General features: G+C 62.2%; 9 protein-coding genes. 1 reads left to right on the top strand and 8 read right to left on the bottom strand.

Annotation, left to right across the window (positions count from 1 at the left end; translation table 11 throughout):
• The 5 genes from ACZ0AJ_RS09805 to ACZ0AJ_RS09785 form a co-directional block, all read right to left on the bottom strand.
• Complete coding sequence (locus ACZ0AJ_RS09805; protein ID WP_499454202.1) at positions 1 to 2802, bottom strand: type VI secretion system Vgr family protein; 2802 nt, start codon at positions 2800 to 2802, stop codon at positions 1 to 3.
• 23 nt (positions 2803 to 2825) lie between these two features.
• The gene (tssG, locus tag ACZ0AJ_RS09800) at positions 2826 to 3899 is read right to left on the bottom strand and encodes a type VI secretion system baseplate subunit TssG (RefSeq protein ID WP_499454672.1); all 1074 of its coding nucleotides are present in this window, start codon (positions 3897 to 3899) and stop codon (positions 2826 to 2828) included.
• On the bottom strand, positions 3863 to 5707 hold the full coding sequence (gene tssF, locus ACZ0AJ_RS09795) for a type VI secretion system baseplate subunit TssF (protein ID WP_499454670.1): 1845 nt from the start codon (positions 5705 to 5707) through the stop codon (positions 3863 to 3865). Before tssF ends, tssG begins: the two co-directional genes overlap by 37 nt.
• A 15-nt stretch (positions 5708 to 5722) precedes the next feature.
• Positions 5723 to 6184 (bottom strand): type VI secretion system baseplate subunit TssE, encoded by a 462-nt coding sequence (tssE, locus tag ACZ0AJ_RS09790; RefSeq protein ID WP_499454198.1) that lies wholly within the window; start codon positions 6182 to 6184, stop codon positions 5723 to 5725.
• Between the two features lie 311 nt (positions 6185 to 6495).
• Positions 6496 to 8580, bottom strand: coding sequence for an ankyrin repeat domain-containing protein (locus ACZ0AJ_RS09785; RefSeq protein WP_499454197.1), 2085 nt, complete (start codon positions 8578 to 8580; stop codon positions 6496 to 6498).
• Positions 8581 to 8773: 193 nt separating this feature from the next.
• Here ACZ0AJ_RS09785 and ACZ0AJ_RS09780 point away from each other — a divergent pair, with 193 nt between their 5' ends.
• The gene (locus ACZ0AJ_RS09780) at positions 8774 to 9106 is read left to right on the top strand and encodes a hypothetical protein (protein ID WP_499454196.1); all 333 of its coding nucleotides are present in this window, start codon (positions 8774 to 8776) and stop codon (positions 9104 to 9106) included.
• A gap of 797 nt (positions 9107 to 9903) precedes the next feature.
• Here ACZ0AJ_RS09780 and proX read toward each other — a convergent pair.
• From proX to proV, 3 genes are read right to left on the bottom strand one after another with little or no spacing between them, the layout of a single operon-like run.
• On the bottom strand, positions 9904 to 10908 hold the full coding sequence (gene proX, locus ACZ0AJ_RS09775; RefSeq protein WP_499456765.1) for a glycine betaine/L-proline ABC transporter substrate-binding protein ProX: 1005 nt from the start codon (positions 10906 to 10908) through the stop codon (positions 9904 to 9906).
• A gap of 59 nt (positions 10909 to 10967) precedes the next feature.
• Positions 10968 to 12026, bottom strand: coding sequence for a glycine betaine/L-proline ABC transporter permease ProW (proW, locus tag ACZ0AJ_RS09770; protein WP_499454195.1), 1059 nt, complete (start codon positions 12024 to 12026; stop codon positions 10968 to 10970).
• Positions 12023 to 13258: a glycine betaine/L-proline ABC transporter ATP-binding protein ProV gene (proV, locus tag ACZ0AJ_RS09765; RefSeq protein ID WP_258834426.1), complete on the bottom strand. Its 1236-nt coding sequence runs from the start codon at positions 13256 to 13258 to the stop codon at positions 12023 to 12025. Before proV ends, proW begins: the two co-directional genes overlap by 4 nt.
• Positions 13259 to 13764: the final 506 nt, after the last annotated feature.

The raw sequence follows: 13764 nt of genomic DNA, 5'->3' as shown, positions 1-13764 counted from the left end.
TCATGCAGGCGCATCCTCGGGGAAAATGCAAATGTCGATCTTGCCGTAGGAGTTACTAGTGGCCAGTGAGGTGCGGCCGAGTTCATCGGTCACCCCGCGGATGATCCTGCCGTTCTCCAACGTCAACTCGTAACGCCGGTGCGGCAAGGGCTCGCCGGTCGACTGGTGCTGCAGGATTACACGTTCATCTGTCACCAAGGTTGATGCCGGGAACGCCAGCTCGATGGGCACACCCGCTCCGCCCTTGACGAAGGCGTAGCTGGCTGCCTTGATCAGGTGCTTGCCCTTCGACTGCGCGCTGATGTTGCCGCTGCCATAATCGACCTGAACGCCGGTGGCAACGAGCCGGATGTCAGGCGCTGAGAGCGTGATGCGCACGCCGGCCGAGAGCGTGATCTCGCCGCTGGCGCTCAGTTTGATGTCGCCGTGCTGCGCTTCGCTGCGCATGTCACCGGTGGCAGCGACGAACTTCATGCCATCCTGGTGGGCAAACACGCTGACCTCGCGCGCACCGCGTAGGGCCAGCGCACCGCCGGTGGCGATATCGGTATTGCCGGCGCTGACGAGATCGATCTTTGACACGGCGCCCAATACCAAATTGGCCTCACTGGCCACGATGATACCGGCAGGCGCTGCAGCGGCGAGGATGGGTGAACCGCCAGTTGCACCAGGGGCGGTCCAGTGCCGCAGTTTGTCGAGCAGTTGCGGCAGTTCCATGCCGCTGTCAGCGTCCTTTGCGTGCAGGCTGGCGAATTTGGCCAACTGTTCCGCGACGCTCTGCAATACGTCGGCGACGCCCACCAGCCCTTCTCGGTCAAGTTGGCCGCCGGCCGCATCATGGCTCCCTGCAGCGCTGATCAGCACGCCCCTGGCGCCGCGCACGGCAACTGAAGCATCGCTGCGTAGTTCTGCCCCTTCACCACGAAATTCACCATGGCCATCGCAAAGCGGCTGGACCAGGTACCCGAGGTTTAACTGGGACGCCGCATGATCGCTTGCCAGTTGCGCGTTGATCTTGCCTGTCGTATCGTCAAACCGCAACTGGTTGCCGCGACTCCCCTTGATTTCCAGGCTTCTGATGCCGGACAAATATTTATTGCCGGGCAAGGCGCCAGCGCCCAGATAAGGCGGGCGGGCCAGCATGTTGTACAACTGACCGATAATGATGGGTTTGTCCGGGTCGCCGCCCAGAAAACCAATTAACACCTCGGTGCCGGGGCGGGGTAGCGCCAGAGCGCCAAAATGCATGCCGCTGCCAGTGCCGGCCCAACTGCTGGCCACGCGCACCCAGGCCGAGTCGCGGTCAGTGCCTGAAGCGCCGGCGCCCTCGGCGTGCGCATGGTCGGCCGCGCGCATGGCGGTAAACTGCACCTTGACGCGGCCCTGGGCGTCGCAATGGACGGCCTCGCCCGGGGCGCCGACGACAATGGCGCTTTGCAATTGCGCCTGCGGTACGTCGACGCGGGCGTCCCAGGCCGGCACGAAGGTGATGTCGCGCCGCACGCAGGTGAGGCGGCACTGGAAGCGAAACTGGCTTGAATCGAACCAGTTCTGCGCCGCCAGGGGCAGGTCGGCGGCATCGGTATGCCAGCGGTTGCGCGCAAACAGGCGCGCGACGCGTACATCGTATTCCTTGGGCAGGTTGTTCTGCGCGGTGATATGGGAGGACAGCACGATGAACTCGCGCTCGGCGTCCGGGTGGCGGTCGATCTCGGGGTGGCCGGCCAGGATGAAATATTCGCCGGCGGTGCAGTCGCGCACGCCGCCCTCGGCGTGGAAGCACCTGGCCTCGAAATTCGAGCGCTCCAGCGCCTGGCGGGCCAGCGCCTCGAGGTCCTCGTAGGTGTCGCGCACGTGCGGCGCCTCGGTGAGATAGTGGTCCAGCGTGGCGGCCAGCTTGTTTCCCTTGAAGCCCTGATCGTCGGCGCTGGCAAAGCTGGCGCTCATGAAATCGGTGCCGCGCGGATTGGCGTAGTCCCAGCTGTGACGGCTCACCCGGCCCGGGCGCAAGGCGCGCACTGCGCCGAACGCGGTGATCGAGTCGCGCTCTTCGGTGGCGCTGTCGCGATGAAAGCGGATGGTGCCGGCGCTACTTGGTTTGAGCCGCCTGGCGTCCTGGAACAGCACCATGGTGTGCGCTGGCGCCAAGGCCGATCCGTCGGCCGCCGCAGGTTCGCTTGCATCCCCGGCGCGACCTGGACGGAAAAACCACGAAACACCGCGGCGCCGGAGCAGGCGGCGCACGAAAGCGCCCGTGCCTTCGTTGTATTGCACGATCTGGCGGCGCACTGGAAAGTCGCGCATCGCCAGCGCCGTTTCGAGTTCGAACTCGAACATCGCGGCCAGGCCCGGATTGGCGCGGCGCGCCTCGCCGAGCACGGTTTTGACGACATCGAGCTCGGTCTGGTCGAGGAACACACGGGTGCCGACATCGAGGTCGAGGATGGCCAGCGCATCGCGCAACAGTAGTTGGTAGCTGGCCAGGCCGCCATCGCTTTCGCCGGCACTGGCTGTAGCGACGATGCCGCAAATGCTGCGCAGCTGTCCCTGGTCAGTCACAATCTGCACTTGCGCAGGTAGCCCGATCAGCGTGTCAAGTTGCAGGTGCGCGTCGAGCGCCAGGCAGTCAATGCGCATCTCGATGCCGTCGCAGATCGCCTCAACCCCTTCGATCCGCTGCGGCAGTAGCACGTCGCTGGCCACGCCGTCCGGAAAACCCAGCTGCATGCGCAGCGGGCGGTTGCTGGCGGTGAGGATTTTGTTGAGTTCGTCGGCAACGTCAAAATCGTTGTCATGGTCCACGGGTATCTCCATCCTGGCTGCAATTAAAAGGCGATCAGGTAGCGGGTGTCGGCATGGTCTTTCGTTCGCGGCGCGGTGAGCATGACCGAGGCTCGACCCAGCCGGGCGCGGTTGTCGAGGGCGATCGGGCGGACATCGGCGGCCCGTAGAATGAGGCGCACCTCGAATTCGACGGCAGGCATGGCGAACAGGGCCAGCATTTCCCTGAGCGCCGGGCCGGCGCTGCCCCCGGCAAGAAAACGGTCAAAGTCGAGGCGCGTGAGCGGGCCAACCCACAGGCGCACCAGGGCGTCGCGGCGCCAGTAGCGGGGGCCGAGCATATTGCCAAAGCCGAGCACATGGTTTTGCACACCGAGGACAGTGCGATTGTCTTGACCAGTATCGACCCAGCAACCCACCAGCGGCTCGGTGCGAAAGGGCACGCCAAAAAAGTCGGTCAGCACGCCGGCGATCATTTCGCCCTGCATGGGACGATGACGAATCAACGCAGCATAGCGGGCCAGGACTTCAGCGGGGATGACAGTGGTGGTCTTGCCTGCTGGTGCTGTTTGTGGGCGCCGGGGCCCGCCCGCCAGGGCCACTTGCGCCTCCAGAAAACGGTCGCGGCCGTCGGCGTCGGCGCCGGATTCAATGTGGCAGGCGGCCCAGGCCCGGTAGAACAAGACCATCATGCGGTGCGAAAAGGTATCAAAGAAAGCGCGGCCGGCGTGGTTTTTTTCAAAGGCAACCTGCGCAGCGATCGTGGCGGTGTAATCGTAGGGCAGCACGCCGTGCACGCCCAGAAAACCCATGAAGGCGGGCGTGAGGCGGACGTGGCGCAGGCGGCCCACCGGCGCTGCAACCGGTCCGTCTGGTGTCGCCGAAATCTCGGCGGCGTCGGCGTTAATGGCGAGTGCCTCGATCTGACTGGACGGAAAGCCCAGTGCGACGCTGTTTTTACAGCGCAGTATCGTCTCGAGTTTTTTGCCATGCGAAGCCGCATCGCGCTGCAGCCACAGCTCGATCAGGTGCACGGCCTGAAAAAAATGAAACCGGCATGGCTGCGTGATCAACCGGTCGATCAGACCAGCTTGCGCGCGCCGTTGCGTGGGTGGCATCGGATCAGCTCCTTTCCGCTCGCTTGCGAAAAAACCGTCAACTGTGTGAAGCTCTGGCAGTGCACATAGAGACCAAAAAAATGATCGAGCACTGATACGAACAAGTCGATGCCGGTGCCGGCGAAGGCGTCCTCATCGAGCGTAACGCGCACCGCAAGACCCCGCACCAGGGCGCTATGACCGTCGTCGCGCAGCCAGAGGCTTGTCTCACGCTGTTCCAGGGCAACGATGCCGGCGATCTGCCGTTGTGATACCGACGACTGTGGCAAGTCGTACAGCGTCAGCGTTTCTTGAAGAAGATGCAGGCCGTCGGCAGAGAGTGCGCAATGACTGAGCGACAGGTGGGCAATCAGGCGCCAATGGTCCTGCGCATTGAAGCGGTACTGGGGAGTTGGCCGGCGCAGGAAACGCAGCGGATAGCCATCAGTCGCCTGCTCAAGCTTGAGGTCGCCGCCTGTGGTGTCGTAGCAGAGTCGACTGGGTAAATCGCGGTTGGTGCAGGTGAGTTCTATCGACACGCTGGCGTCGGCTATATCCAGTGGATCAAGGTCCAGGTCAACAAGCGCGATGCGCGTGGCGTGACCGGGGTGGCGCAGCGCTGCCAGCTCGTCGCGGCGCACCACGTAGTAGCGGCCCTGGCGCCCGCCAGCCTCGCCATGCCGCAGCGAGTAATACGGCCGGAATTCTGTCAAAGACTGGCCGTGGCGCGATTTCTGCACTGTGGTCACCTTGTCGACGCTATAAATGTCGCAGACGTCGGCGTAGGCGCCATCGGCGAGCAATGCATAATCAGAAGTCATGTGCGTCAGTTCGATAGGGCAGGCCGGGTGCCTGAAGAGGTTCACCGCCGGTGTGCAGCCGGGCACGAAATTCTCGCTCGAGAGCTGGCTCAGGGCGCGGCCAGTGTGTGTATCGGCAGCTACGCCAGCTAGCCCCAAGTGCAGGGTGAGGCGCCGGCACGTGGCCGGCAGGTGGGGCGCCAGTGCATGCCAGTCAATGTCGAAAAAATTGAATTTTTCAGGATTGACAAAGTACTCGCTCAGCAACAGGTAGGCGGGATGCGACAAGTTGCTGCGCGGAAGAACTGCGTCGTGCGGATCGAATCCCACCGCTTTGAGCGGTACGGTGCGCAGAGCCAGCCAATTACCGTCGATCTCCAGGTACGCCGCCTTGGCATGCATGAACAGCAGGTCGCGTGTGGTCGCGCACAGAGACGGTTCGGCATCGATGAACAGGCGTAGTCTGTCCAACTGCACCAGCCCCAGGCTCAGGGTGGCCGCTTTTGATTCGATGTCGATGGAAAGCATTGTGGTGACAGCGGCTGGTCGCAGCATCGCTGGCGGCAAGTTGAAGTACGATTGAAAGGCCACCTTTGCCACAACCAGGGGGGTAATGTGCACGTCGAACACGGTGCGCAGCCGGCACGAGGGTCCGTCGGCCGAGCGTGCCACCAGCGTGGCGCCACGGGGGATCAGCCCTGGCGCCGTCATCGTCGCAAGACCGGCGCTGGGATCGACGCGCACGATGGCGGTGGATGGAAAAGGTTGCAAGTAATGAGGATAATTGAGCTGCAGCAGTGCCTCACTCACCTTGTAATCATTGTCATCGATCAGCTTGGCGATACGAGCGTTCGACAATGCCGTGGCCTGGATAAAACGTTCGATATGGGGATCGTTGCGTTGCCCGCCTTCCATACCAAGCTGACCGGCCTGGGCAGGAAATTCGGCGGCGAACTCGGCGTTGAAGGACTGCATGGTGGAGAGTTCGCGCTCGTAATACAGGCGAATCGCTTTCAGGAGTCTCTTCATCTGGCACTCCGGGGATCAGCGAATGGCGTACTGCAGACTCGAGGGTTCGAGCATGATGTCGAACTGCACGCGGTCGTCATTGGCCAGTGTGCGCAACTGGCCGGAGATGGCGAAACTGAGTCGGTTTACCTTGCCGGATTCTTCGACCAGCCGGGTACGTACCTGTGCCAGCCGCGGTTCGTTGCGCACGATGGCCGCGGTGAGCAGATCGCAAATTTTCTTGCGGTCGGTACTACTGGTAAGGCACAGCTGGGCGAAGTCAGCCAGGCCAAAATTGACGATGGATTCCCTGCAGGCAGGGTACGTCGCCAGCTCTTCCGGGGAAATGGCAACGCGGGTGTTGAGCAGGGCTTCGAGGTCGCGTGCAATCGCAAGCTTGTGTTGCGCCAGCGTTAGCTGAAGCGGTCGGCGCTCGGCGGCGCATGCGGGGATTGGCGCGATCAGCCGGTCCCACACACTGGAAGTGTACTTCACCATCTTTAAGCGCTCCCGTTATTCGTTCCCAGAACAGGACAGGACGGCATGGGCGTGGCATGCATGACCGCAGCGGGCAAGTCTGGATCGGATTTTTACTAAGGGAAATTATTGCGCCGACACGCGTCGCGAGTATGTGGTAACGCAAATAATTTGGATGTCGTGCGTCTGACTGGTACAACACAGGTCGATCGCTCCGTGGCGGGCACAGGAAGCAATCCATGGTGGCATGGCGCTTTTTTTGGGGCTGCCAATCGAGAAGTGGTGGTCTACAACCCGGCCCTCATCGAGACTTGCCGCAGCCGTAAATGCTGTCACTTGCCTGCATCCCGACGCGCTCCGTACGAGATCAGCTTGCTCGCTGTCTTGCCCATGAAGTCTGTGGGGCAGTTCAGGCCCGGCCATGGTTCTCTTAACGTCGCTTCCAGTGCGGCGTCGAGTCCTTTCATGGTCAGTGCGTCGAGCTTGCTCGGTGGTTTCGCCAACATTGCATCCAGCACCACTGTCTTGCAGCGGTCAATGGCCCAGGCAAGCGCACCGCGGTCCTGGCGAGGATACCAAAGGTACGGATCCGCACCCAGTGCCAGCAGCGCCAATGTCAGATTGTCGTCTTCGGGTCCCAGGCAACTGCTGCCATCGTACGACCAGGCCGGACATCCGTTTGCCTCGACGTTGAAGTCGTAGCTCTTGGCCTTGAGCTTTTCAAGAAATACCATGCGCCAGTGGTCGCGGTCAGCCGACGAATCTGTATCAGGTGATGGAGAATACGTCTTGTCGCAGTGATCGACAACCGCCGAGACGAGTGCGCCCGGGTCATCACCATCGGTGGGACGCATGGATGCCCCCTTGTCGAGAAGCCAACTTGCGAATTCGAGGTTGCAGATGGAAACTGCCCGCTTCATGCTGCGGTATCCATCTTCACCCCTGATCGCTTTCGCCATGCTTGGGTAGTGCTGGACCAGATCGGCAGCGATCGCCAGGTACTGCTGACGCACCGCCAGGGTAGCGGGATACGAACTGGCGCTCGCTAGCTCGAACAGTAGATCGTCCGCATGCTCGGGCTTGATGCCGTAGCCGAGCAGACGCGCCAGTACCTTCGGATGGCTGACCGCGTGTTCAAGGTAGTCACCCGCCAGCGCCGATCGTGGGTCCAGCTTTCTCGTCGACAGGAGAAATTCGAGTATCGCCGGTTGGCTACCGGACTCGTAGGCGTCGAATGAATCGCTAAACGGGGTGGTAATAATTGTTTCATGCACTGCTGTCCGTTCGAATGGTTCTGCTCCTGCCTTCACCAGCATTTCGACGACGTGCAGGTCCGCCGGGTTCGCTTTGATCGCGCGATTCAGTACCTCGTCCTGATCGTAGCGTCCGGCGCGCTTGTCGACCGCGCCGTTTCCGGCCACGTTCGCTCCCCGCTTGATCAGCGCCTCGACGATGCGGGCTTCTTGTACCTTGCCGAGAAATGCCATATCCAGCGGAGTCTGATCGCGGCTGCTCTTGGCGTTGACGTCGGTGCCGGGCACTGCCAGCAGCTTCTCCACCTGCGCGACGTCACCGTCACGCACCGCACGGTGCAGTGGCGAAAAGCTGGCCTCGTGCTCTTTCTCATAGAGGGCATCGCGTCGCTTTTTCGCTTCACCGGTAAACACACGCGCATAGGCCGGGGAAGAGCCGAGCGCGCAGGCGATCATCCGTTCGCCCAGCCGGACCTTGTCCGGGTCAGCGCTTTTCTTGAGGTCTTGCCCGACCTCGTATTGGGCTTGGTAGCTGTTGCGCAGCGCCGCGAATTCATCCATCGCAGTGGGGCCGTTTCCCGAGAGGCCATTGGTGATACCTGACGCCATGATCGCGTCGCCCACGAAGGCATACAGGGCGCCAAGCCTGCGCTTATGCATCCATTCAAGCAGCTGGATCATCCGTAGCTCCCCTACCAGATCCAACTGTTGCCGCTGGCTCATCAGGAAAAACAGGTTGGCGCGCGCAATCCAGTTGCCGGCACGGGCAGCCTGGTTCAGCCCATGCAACAGGGCATCATCGTCCTGGCTTTCCGGCAGTCCGTCGATATAGCGTTCCACCGCGTCCATCATCGGCACCGGGCCGACTTCGGCCGGCGTCTTGCAGGTGAAGGCTTTCAGGTCATGGTCGGCAGCCATCTCCTTCACTACAAGATCAAACACGGCGGTGCTGCGTTGGCCGACCTGATCCCGTGTCAGGCCGGGTGGCACCGGACCGAGCCAGGCCAGGAAGGCCGGGTTGTCCAGCCCACCCTGCAGCACGGGTGTTGCACCCTCTGGCGGCGCGGTTGAGTTAGTCCATTCGGCAGTGTAGGCCATACAGTTCGCACAGACGATGACAATGGCAAGGATTCCTTTCGTCGCGGCTTGATGTGCATGCAGCATTGATGCCCCCTCCTAGATGTTGATGGGTTGGATCGTCGAGCCTATCGGATTGCTGGAGAGCAGTATTGCTGGGTGACAAAGCCTCTGTAGGATGAGGAGTGGGTGCCTGCGGCCTCTCTCTGCTGAAGTCACAAATGTACGTCTACGGTTGGACCGTCCTGCTTTTCGCGGCGGTTGGCCTCGGCGGACGAGCATGTCTCCGCAGGATGGAAGATTCGAAGTCATTCCAATTGTTGCCAAATGCAAGATCAATAGCCTGGCATGGTGCGTCGATTACCGAGAGCAGGGCGGATGGCTCAGGAATGTCCTAAAGCGAGGCCACGCACAGTTGCGTGATCTCGAATGGGAAGCGTGCATGCTGCTTCAGGGTGGACTGGGCGGTTTTGTCCTTTCGTGTGCGAACGTCGGCGCCAATGCCGGCGATCCGGCGGCATTCGGTGATTCAAGCGGGAAGTACGAGATCCTGTTCGACCTGGCTCTGGCGATACGCCCAGGAATGATGCGCGCCTGCCCAAAGACCTCGTGACACACGATCCAACTGTGGTCTGCCGACAATCTAAATCATGGAGGGTGAGCGCGAATCGACGCGCAGGCACACGTGGAGTGATCAGGGAATCGACTGGAGTGGGCTGGAAACTAACGCAAAGCTGAGTAAACATGTAACTAACCAACATAGAGTGCGCCAAAAAACGGATAACTTCACAGCCAACACTTACAGTAATTTCTCAGCCAATCAACCAGGCTTGCAGGGACGGGGGCGCCTTAAATGACCAACTTCGCAGGACGCTCGGGCTGTGCAGCGTGCTGCCAGAACGGACCGGTTGCCTGGAGCTCGGCCTTCGCGGACAGCGCGCACGTGCGCGACGCAGCAAACACCTGGTAGTCGATGTGCGGATAGCTCCCCCGACTTTCGGTTTCGGCCCACTACGTTATCGACACGGGCGGGCAGCCTGACCGGGCGATCGGTGCAGCGCATCGCTTCGTTGGCGCCCATGCCGAACCGGGCGCGGGCCGGAACCTCGCTGGCTTTGGGATATCAGCGAACTGAGTCGTCGTGCAGGCCGCACGGGCATTGAGGCTGAGGCTTGCGACGTTCGGCAAGCCCCGTTCACCGCCCAGTCGCGCTGCAGATGCCGTAGCCGCTGTACGTTGGCGACCATGGTAGCCAGGCCCCCGAACTGCAGTAAACCTGCCGCGACACTTCCACCAGCCCGGTCTGGATCACGGAATTCTACTGGTGGCCCACGCAGGGCCGGGCAGCCGCCTTCAGGCCGAGAGCAACCACCGGCATCCCGACGGCACTACGCCATGACCGCAGCAACGTCACGGCGTCGCCGCCGCCCGCGCCTGCGCAATCCACCCATCAAATTCCTTCTGGTGAAACTTGATCCACCCCGACACATGACGCGCAATATCGGCCTGTGCATTCTCACCGCTACGCATGCGCGCATTCTGCGCGTCGATATCGGCAATCGGCAAGCGCATCACCTGGAACAGCTTCACGGCTGCCGGGTTCTTCTCGGCCCAGGCACGGTTCACGACAAAGCGCGTTGTGTTAATGGCAAAGCCGTAGTCGCTGCCATCGGGCAGGCGTGTATCGGGTTTGCCCGGATACGCCGTCTTCGGTGCCTGCAGCCACACGACATCCTTGCCCGGAATCAGGACGCCATTGACCCAGTAGGGCGTCCAGGCGTAGTACAGGATCGGGGCGCCGCGCTTAAAGCGGCCGATGGTATCGGCGATCAGTGCGGAGTAATTGCCCTGCACATGTGTAACCGTGCCGCGCAGCTTGAAGCCGTCCATATGCTGCTCGATCATCGCTTCGCAGCCCCAGCCCGGATTGCAACCGGCCATGTCCGCCTTGCCATCGCCATCGTTGTCAAACAGCTTTGCCAGGCGCGGCTCGCGCAGTTGGCCGATATTGGTGATGCCGTACTTGTCGGCGGTGGCCTTGTCGATCAGGTAGCCCTGGGCGGCCGGCCCGGCGTACTCGCCCATGCGCAGCAGTTTGGCATCGCCGCCGGCGTTGTCATAGAAATCCTTGTGCAAGGGATCCCAGTGCACCGCCAGGAACGTGGCGTCGCCGTTGGCAATGGCGATGTGGGCCGTGGGGTATTCCACTTCCTTGATGGGTTGCGGTGCGTAGCCCAGCGCTGCCAGCGCACGGTCGACCAGCATGGTCTGGAACGTCTCTTCGGCAACCGGGCTTTGCAGCGCTTGCACTTTCATTCCCTTGCCGGGAAGGGCGTCTGCCGGCGTTTGCGCCATGGCCAGGTGGGTCGTCAGCGCCAGGGCGCCCAGCGCGATGGTGGCGATCCAGCGAAACATGCGTCGTGACTGGTGTTTGATCGTAAATTTTTTCATGCGATGCATTCGTGGTCCTTTTATTATGATGGTTGCTTGCCGCGCGTCAGGCGCAGGATGAGGCCGGCCGGGCCAGTCTGGTACCAGTGGCGTACGCCACGACGCGGCTGTCCCATCGATTGCGTCAAGCGGTCCAGCGTGATTGCCAGCAGCACGATGCCCAGTCCGCCCACGGTTGCCAAGCCCATGTCCAGGCGGCCGATGCCGCGCAAGACCATCTGGCCCAGACCACCGACGGCGATCATCGAAGCGATCACGACCATCGACAGCGACAGCATCAGCGACTGGTTGATACCGGCCATGATCGACGGCATCGCCAGCGGAAACTGGACGCGGCTCAGCAACTGCCACGGCGAGGCGCCATAAGCGCGCGCTGCCTCGATCAGGTCGGGCCGCACCTGGCGGATGCCGAGATTGGTCAGGCGCACCAGCGGCGGCAGGGCAAAGATGATGGTCACGATCACGCCCGGGGCATTACCGATACCAAACAGCATCACCACCGGTACCAGGTAGACAAAGGCCGGCGTGGTCTGCATGGCGTCGAGCAGTGGACGCAGGAGGTTCTGGGCGCGGTCGCTGCTGGCCAGGAAAATCCCCAGCGGTAAACCGATCACCATGCAGAAAGCGAGCGAGGTCAGCACCAGCGACAGCGTGATCATGGCGTCGGACCAGATGCCCAGCATCGACACGATCAGCAGCGCCACCACGGTGCCAATGGCGAGCGTGCGGGTGGTGAATTGCCAGGCCAGCAGGCCGACGACGGCGATCACTGCGAGCGCTGGCGCAGCCAGCAGCAGGGCGCTGACGGCGTCGAGCGTGGCGTCGATGGGCGCGCGCACGATCTGGAAGAATGGGCGGAAGTGTTCGACTACCCAGCCCAAGGCGTCATTGATCCCGGACTGGAGCGACAGCGAGCCGTTCAGCAGGTCGGACAGCCCGACGCTGGCCTGATCGGGCGAGGCGGCCGGCGCGGCGTCGAGCCAGGAGGTATCGCGCGGTGGCGTCGGCAGCCATGGATTGATCTGCTCAGCTTGTGGGGCGACCGGTTGGGTCGCGGTCGCGATAGCGGTGCCGGAATTCATGCTTGTCCTTTCGGGTTGTTTGGTGCGGCGATGGGCGGCGTATCGCGGTCGAGGAACTTCAGCAGGGTGGTCTTGCTGATAGCCCCGCGGTATTTACCGTCGTTCGTCACAACGGGCACGCCATACGGCATCTGCGCGACCTGGCCGAACAGGCCGGCGACTGGTTCATCGGCGTCGATGGTGGTGACATCGGGCAGGTAGGCATGCGCCAGGCCCAGCGGGCCGACGTGGCCGTCGAGCGCGCTGCGCAGCGAGTCGGCCGAGACCACACCCAGGAATTTCTGCTGCGGGTCGACGACATAGGCGTAGGCGCGATCCTGCTCTTCCAGCATCGACAGCGCGGCGCGCGAACCGCGCGCCGGCGACTCCGCTACCACGATCTGGCTTTTACGGGCGATATCGCCAGCCTTGAACACGGCTGCGGCATCGACGCCGCGCACGAAGTTGCGTACGTAGTCGTTGGCAGGCTGGCGCAGGATGTCTTCGGGCGTGCCCACTTGCACCACATGGCCGTCCTTCATGATGGCAACCCGGTCGCCGATGCGCATCGCTTCGTCGAGGTCGTGCGAGATGAACACGATGGTGCGACGCTTGATCTGCTGCAGGCGCAGCAGCTCCGATTGCATCTCGGTACGCATGATCGGATCGAGCGCCGAAAACGCCTCATCCATCAGCAGGATGGCGGGATCGCATGCCAGCGCGCGGGCCAGGCCCACGCGTTGCTGCATGCCGCCCGATAGTTCGTCCGGATAGCTGGCGCCGTACCCGGCCAGGCCCACCTGGTCCAATGCCTGCAAGGCCAGCGCATGGCGCTCGGCCTTCGGCGTGCCGGCCAGTTCCATCCCGAACGCCGTGTTGTCGAGCACGGTGAGTTGTGGCAGCAGCGCGAACGACTGGAACACCATGCTGATGTCCTTGCGGCGCAGCGCGCGCAACTGGGCGTCAGGCAGGGTGTTGATATCATTGCCGTCGATCAGGATGCGCCCGGCGGTCGGCTCGATCAGGCGATTGAGCATGCGCACCATGGTCGACTTGCCCGACCCGGACAAACCCATGATGACGAAAATTTCGCCGGCTTCAATCGTGAAGCTGGCGTCGAATACGCCGATGGTGCAGGCGGTCTGGGCCAGGATGTCCTGCTTGCTGGCGCCCTGGCGAACCAGGTCCAGGGCGGCTTCCGGCTTGTCGCCGAAGACTTTGAAGACCTGGTCGATGATTATTTGTTTTGCCACGGTGTGGTTCTCCCTCGATCTGTCGAATGAAATGAAATCGCCGCAGGCATCGAGGCCCGCGGCGGAGATCGCGACATGGTGGTGATGCAGACAGCGGTGCCTGGCCTGTCGACGCGGCGACAATGCCAAAGGCGTGCCGGCGCTTGCGGTGTGCGCAACGCGTGCCGGGTGCTGTGTGCGTGTTAATGACGCTGAGTGCCGTTCAACCGCCATGCGGCGAACGTTGCTTGATGCGGGCGGTAGGCCCAAGGTTCGGTCCCCATGCACGGCATGGAAAGCGATCGATAGCAGGTGTGCTACCGGGGGTTTTGTTGTAAAAGGGCCGCAATTATAGCAGCAATCATGTCAAAGGACAATTGCTTTTTGCGATGAAACATGGTTGCTATATCAGTAGCAAGCCGGGGTCAGGTCTGACATTCGGACACGGACCCGGCTGTGAAAATGCGCGCGCTGCTGAACTCATTCTCTTCGAATGACAAATCGGACCAGCGCAACAACGTGCCTTC

It is taken from the genome of Telluria sp. AC161 (genome assembly GCF_979258535.1).
Note: the sequence above shows the minus strand (reverse complement) of the source record. Positions and strands in the feature narration are given on the sequence as shown.

Coding starts and splice junctions, on each gene's coding strand:
- tssG (WP_499454672.1), bottom strand. CDS start 3,899: ATGCCACCCACGCAACGGCGCGCGCAAGCTGGTCTGATCGACCGGTTG.
- tssF (WP_499454670.1), bottom strand. CDS start 5,707: ATGAAGAGACTCCTGAAAGCGATTCGCCTGTATTACGAGCGCGAACTC.
- tssE (WP_499454198.1), bottom strand. CDS start 6,184: ATGGTGAAGTACACTTCCAGTGTGTGGGACCGGCTGATCGCGCCAATC.
- ACZ0AJ_RS09785 (WP_499454197.1), bottom strand. CDS start 8,580: ATGCTGCATGCACATCAAGCCGCGACGAAAGGAATCCTTGCCATTGTC.
- ACZ0AJ_RS09780 (WP_499454196.1), top strand. CDS start 8,774: ATGTCTCCGCAGGATGGAAGATTCGAAGTCATTCCAATTGTTGCCAAA.
- proX (WP_499456765.1), bottom strand. CDS start 10,908: ATGTTTCGCTGGATCGCCACCATCGCGCTGGGCGCCCTGGCGCTGACG.
- proW (WP_499454195.1), bottom strand. CDS start 12,026: ATGAATTCCGGCACCGCTATCGCGACCGCGACCCAACCGGTCGCCCCA.